This is a genomic window from Corynebacterium sp., assembly GCF_012837295.1.
In the GTDB taxonomy this organism is placed as follows: domain Bacteria; phylum Actinomycetota; class Actinomycetes; order Mycobacteriales; family Mycobacteriaceae; genus Corynebacterium.
The window spans coordinates 1-4,251 of record NZ_DURI01000147.1 but is presented as its reverse complement, the minus strand read 5'-3'; the positions used below and the strand labels follow the sequence as shown (position 1 = coordinate 4,251).

Annotated in this window: 3 protein-coding genes; 1 reads left to right on the top strand and 2 read right to left on the bottom strand. The window is 69.8% G+C overall.

The genetic code is table 11. From position 1 onward, the window contains the following. Positions 1 to 225: 225 nt before the first annotated feature. Positions 226 to 681, top strand: a complete 456-nt coding sequence (locus tag GX015_RS05100; RefSeq protein WP_291343290.1) for a DUF2871 domain-containing protein — start codon at positions 226 to 228, stop codon at positions 679 to 681. Between the two features lie 160 nt (positions 682 to 841). Here GX015_RS05100 and GX015_RS05095 read toward each other — a convergent pair whose 3' ends face one another. Next, positions 842 to 3,538, bottom strand: coding sequence for an ABC transporter permease (locus GX015_RS05095; RefSeq protein WP_291343288.1), 2,697 nt, complete (start codon positions 3,536 to 3,538; stop codon positions 842 to 844). After that, positions 3,535 to 4,251: ABC transporter ATP-binding protein (locus GX015_RS05090; RefSeq protein WP_291343286.1), on the bottom strand; the 717-nt coding region annotated here is incomplete at its 5' end. The genes GX015_RS05095 and GX015_RS05090, both read right to left, overlap by 4 nt.

Here is a 4,251-nt window from a genome sequence, read left to right as displayed (position 1 = left end):
TCGTCGCCTTGTCCCCGTTGGGGGATGGGGCGGCGGCCTTCGTCGTTTGTGTGTGGAGCTGTTGTTGGTGTCGTTGCCCCTTGTGTGGGGTGCGGCACCGACAACAGCTCCATTCGCATTTCCAGGGGCGATCAGGGCAGGCCCCCAACTATCGATTGACCCGGCTTCGGGGTGAAAACCGCAGGTGAATCGATCTTCTGGGGCGACCGGCCTATCGTCGGAGGCATGCGAAAGATCTACTATGCCGCCGCCACCTACCTCGGCCTCGGCCTCGTTGCCGGCGTCTTCTACCGGGAGTGGACGCGCTTCTTCGATGCCGTCGAGCAGTCGCAGCTGAATACGCTGCACACGCACCTGCTGGTGTTGGGGACGTTCTTCTTCCTCATCGTCTTGGCCCTGGAGAAGCTGTTCCGTCTCTCGGCCCACAAGTCCTTCAACGCGTGGTTCATCGTCCACAACGTTGCGTTGGCGTGGACCATCGGCTTCATGCTCGCCAACGGCATCGTGCACACGATGGGCAACGGCGATGCTTGGGGCGCCATGTGGTCCGGCATGGCCGGCCTCGGCCATATCCTGCTGACCATCGCGTTCGTCATGTTCTTCGTGATCCTGGGCAAGCGCATCCGCCGCGTCGAAATCGATGACGCCAAGTCCGCCAACGCAGCGTCCGTGCAGGTCTGATCCTCTTTCGGGCCTGTCGGCGGTGCCTTCACATTGCGGGATCGTCTCGCCCTGCATCAGGGCCGAGTGGTAGTTCCGGCTTCGCGCCCGCATGTTGTCCGAACTAAAGACCCGCCTCCGCTCACATGGGCGGGGGCGGGTCCTTGCATTTGCCTTGCCCTTATTCGTCGGCGATGGCCGCCAACGGCGGCGTCTGGGCTGCGCGCCTTGCCGGCCATACCGCGGCCAACACTCCCACGATCGCCGCGCCGAGCAGCATGGTGCCGATCAAACCCCACGGGACGACGATGGTGCCTATGCCCTCGTCGGCAAGCACGGTCAGAAGCGCCCACCCGAGGCCAAGCCCCAAAAGCGCGCCGACGACGGCGCCGAAGATGGAGATCTGGACTGATTCGAGGCGGACCATCCGGCGGATGTCGGCCCTCTGCATGCCCACGGCGCGGAGCATGCCGATCTCCTGGCGGCGCTCGATGATCGACAGCGCGAGCGTGTTGACGATGCCGAGGATCGAGATGACCACCGCCAGCCCGAGCAGCGCGTAGACGATGCCCAGCAGGCCGTCGATGGAGGCGGTGGCGACGCTGCCGAACTCCTCGCGATCCTGGACCTGCACGACAAGGTACGGCGAGACCGCGTCCTCGAGGGGGCCGCGGAAGGATTCGACGCGCGGTTCATCGAGGTAGTCGTTGCGGTCGGCGGGGTCGGCGCCGTCCTCGATCGCCGCGGCCCGGGCGTCGGCGGCACCGCCCTCGACGCCGACGAAGATCTGCATCGGGGTGAGCATCGCGCGCGACGCCCCCGCCCGGTCGAGGATCGACGGGGACAGGGTGATGCCGCCCTCGCCGTCGAGGTCGGAGTGGATGCCGGTGACCTCCGTCTGCAGCACGCCCATCGGCGACACCAGGCCGATCGGGTGGCCGAGATCCCAGCCGCGTTCCCCGGCGACCGACTTGGAAACGACGGCGCCGGCGTCCGGCGCGGTCAGGTCGAGGGAGCCGGCGACGGTCTCGGCCGAGTACCAGCGGCCGTAATCGCCGTCCAGGAAGGATCCGCCGCCGGGCCCGCCGGGGCCGCCCGGTCCGGTGGCCCCGCCGCCCATCTGCGCCTGCGCGGCCTCGATGGCCGCGGGATCGTTCGCGTCGATGACCTGCACGGCCCCGAGGTACACGGTGGCGGTGTCGGTGACGCCGTCGACCTCGGCGACGGCGCCGCGCACGCCCTCCGGCATGGCCACGTGCGCCATCAGCGGCGGGCTGAGCACGTAGTCGGCGGAGAAGCTCTCGTCCATGAAGTCGTCGATGACGCCCTTCATCGTCGAGCCCAGCATGCCGACGCTGGCGACGAGCGCGAGGCCGAGCGTGAGGGCGAATGCGGTGGCGGCGGTGCGCCGCGGGTTGCGGCGCGAGTTGGTCGACGCGAGCTTGCCGACGGCCTTGAACGGCGCGCCGATGATCCTTCCGAGCCCGCCCACCAGCGGAATCGACAGTGCGGGACCGGCCATCCAAATCGCGGCGACCGCCGCGACCGCGCCGAAGCCGACGAGGCGGGCGCGGGAACCGGTGCCGCCGTCGTCCCACTGCAGCGCCCATCCGATGAGGCCGATGGCCAAGACGGCCAGCGCCGCCCCGGCCAGCGTGCGCCGGCGGAGCTTCGGGTCGGAGGCCTGGTCGCCGGAGCGCATCGCCTCCACCGGGGGAATGGCGCCGGCGCGGGCCGCGGGGGCCCAGGCGGCGAGGACCGTGATGATCAACCCGGCCGCCAACGGGACGATGACCGCGGACGGGGTGGCGGTTAGGCCGCTGCCCGGCATCTCGAACCCGAACGCGCCCATGGCCACGTACAGCAGTTGCGACAGGCCGAAGCCGGCGGCGACGCCCAGCAGCGAGCCGATGAGGCCGACGATGACGGCCTCCATGACCACGGATCCGGTGAGCTGCCCGCGGGAGGCGCCGAGGGCGCGCAGCAGCGCGAACTCCTTCGTCCGCTGCGCCACCAGCATGGAAAAGGTGTTGGAGATGATGAACGTGCCCACCAGCAGGCCGATGAGGCCGAAGGCGACGAGGAAGTAGTTGACGAACCCGAGCGCCTGCGAAATCTGCTCCGAGTCTCGCTCGGCCAGCGCGGCGCCGGTGTCGACCTCGAAGTCGGGGAATGCGGCGGCGACGCGATCGCGCAGCTCCTCCGGCGAAACGCCGTCGGCGGCGGCCAGCGTGACGCGGCCGACGTGCTCGCCGTCGGTGTACAACTCCATCCACTTGTCCAGCGGGAAGAGGACGCCCATCCAGCCGGCGACGTCCCCGTCGAGCTCGTAGACGCCCGAAATGGTGACGTCCGCACGGTCGGAACCGGTGACCACGGTGACGCGGTCGCCGACGCCGACGCCGCCGCGCTCGGCGGCGGTGGCGTTGACCGCGACTTCATCGGGGCCGCGCGGCGGATTGCCCTCGGTGAACGCCGCGGCGGGTCCGACGGACTCCGGCTCCTCGTAGAAGGGCAGGCCCTGGGCGGGCGCGCCGCCGGTCTGGATGGGCTTGCCGTCGGAGCCGGTCATGATCACGCTCGACGCGCGGGCGCCGACGTTGAGCGCCTCGACGCCGTCGACCGCGCGGATCGCGTCGACGGTCGGCCGGTCGATGCCCGGGGTGCCGGAGGCGGATTCGACGACGACGTCCATGCCGTCGTAGGCGGTGGCCAGCACGCCGTCGAAGGCCTTGTTCAGCGAGGCGGTGAACACGAATGCGCCGGAGATGAACGCGGTGCCCAGCACCACGGACAGGATGGTCAGGGCGAATCGGATCTTGTGGGCGGCGAGGCTGCGCAGGGACAGCCGCCGCATGGTCGAGGAGGATGCGCTCACGGCTGTTCCATGCGCGCCATGCGGTTGAGGATGGCGTCGGTGTCGGGGGAGCGGAGCTCGTCGACGACGCGGCCGTCGGCGAGGAAGATGACGCGGTCCGCGTAGCTGGCGGCGTTGGCGTCGTGGGTGACGATGACCACGGTCTGCCCCAGGTCGTCGACCGCCGTGCGCAGGATCTGCAGCACTTCGCGGGAGGCGTTGGAGTCCAGGTTTCCGGTCGGCTCGTCGCCGAAGATGATCTCGGGCCGCCCGACGAGGGCGCGGGCGCAGGCGACGCGCTGCTGCTGGCCGCCGGACAATTCCGACGGCCGGTGGGACAGCCTCTCGGTCAAGCCGAGCCGCGAGGTGATGGACCCGAACCAGTCGCGGTCGACCTTCCGCCCGGCGATGTCGACGGGCAGCGTGATGTTCTCCTCGGCGGTCAGCGTGGGCACGAGGTTGAAGGACTGGAACACGAACCCGAGGCGGTCGCGGCGCAGCGCGGTGATTTCCTTGTCCGACAGCCCGGACAGGTCGGTGTCGCCGATGCGGGCGTTGCCGGAGGTCGCGGAGTCGAGGCCGGCCATGCAGTGCATGAGCGTCGATTTGCCGGAGCCGGAGGGGCCCATGATGGCGGTGAATTCGCCGCGGCCGAATTCCACGTCGACGGCGTCGAGGGCGACGACTGCGGTGTCCCCTTCACCGTATCGCTTGGTCAGGCCGGTGGCTCGGGC

Bases quoted from the DNA above. Each gene is read 5' to 3' on its own strand.
- GX015_RS05100 (WP_291343290.1), top strand. From the start codon at position 226: ATGCGAAAGATCTACTATGCCGCCGCCACCTACCTCGGCCTCGGCCTC.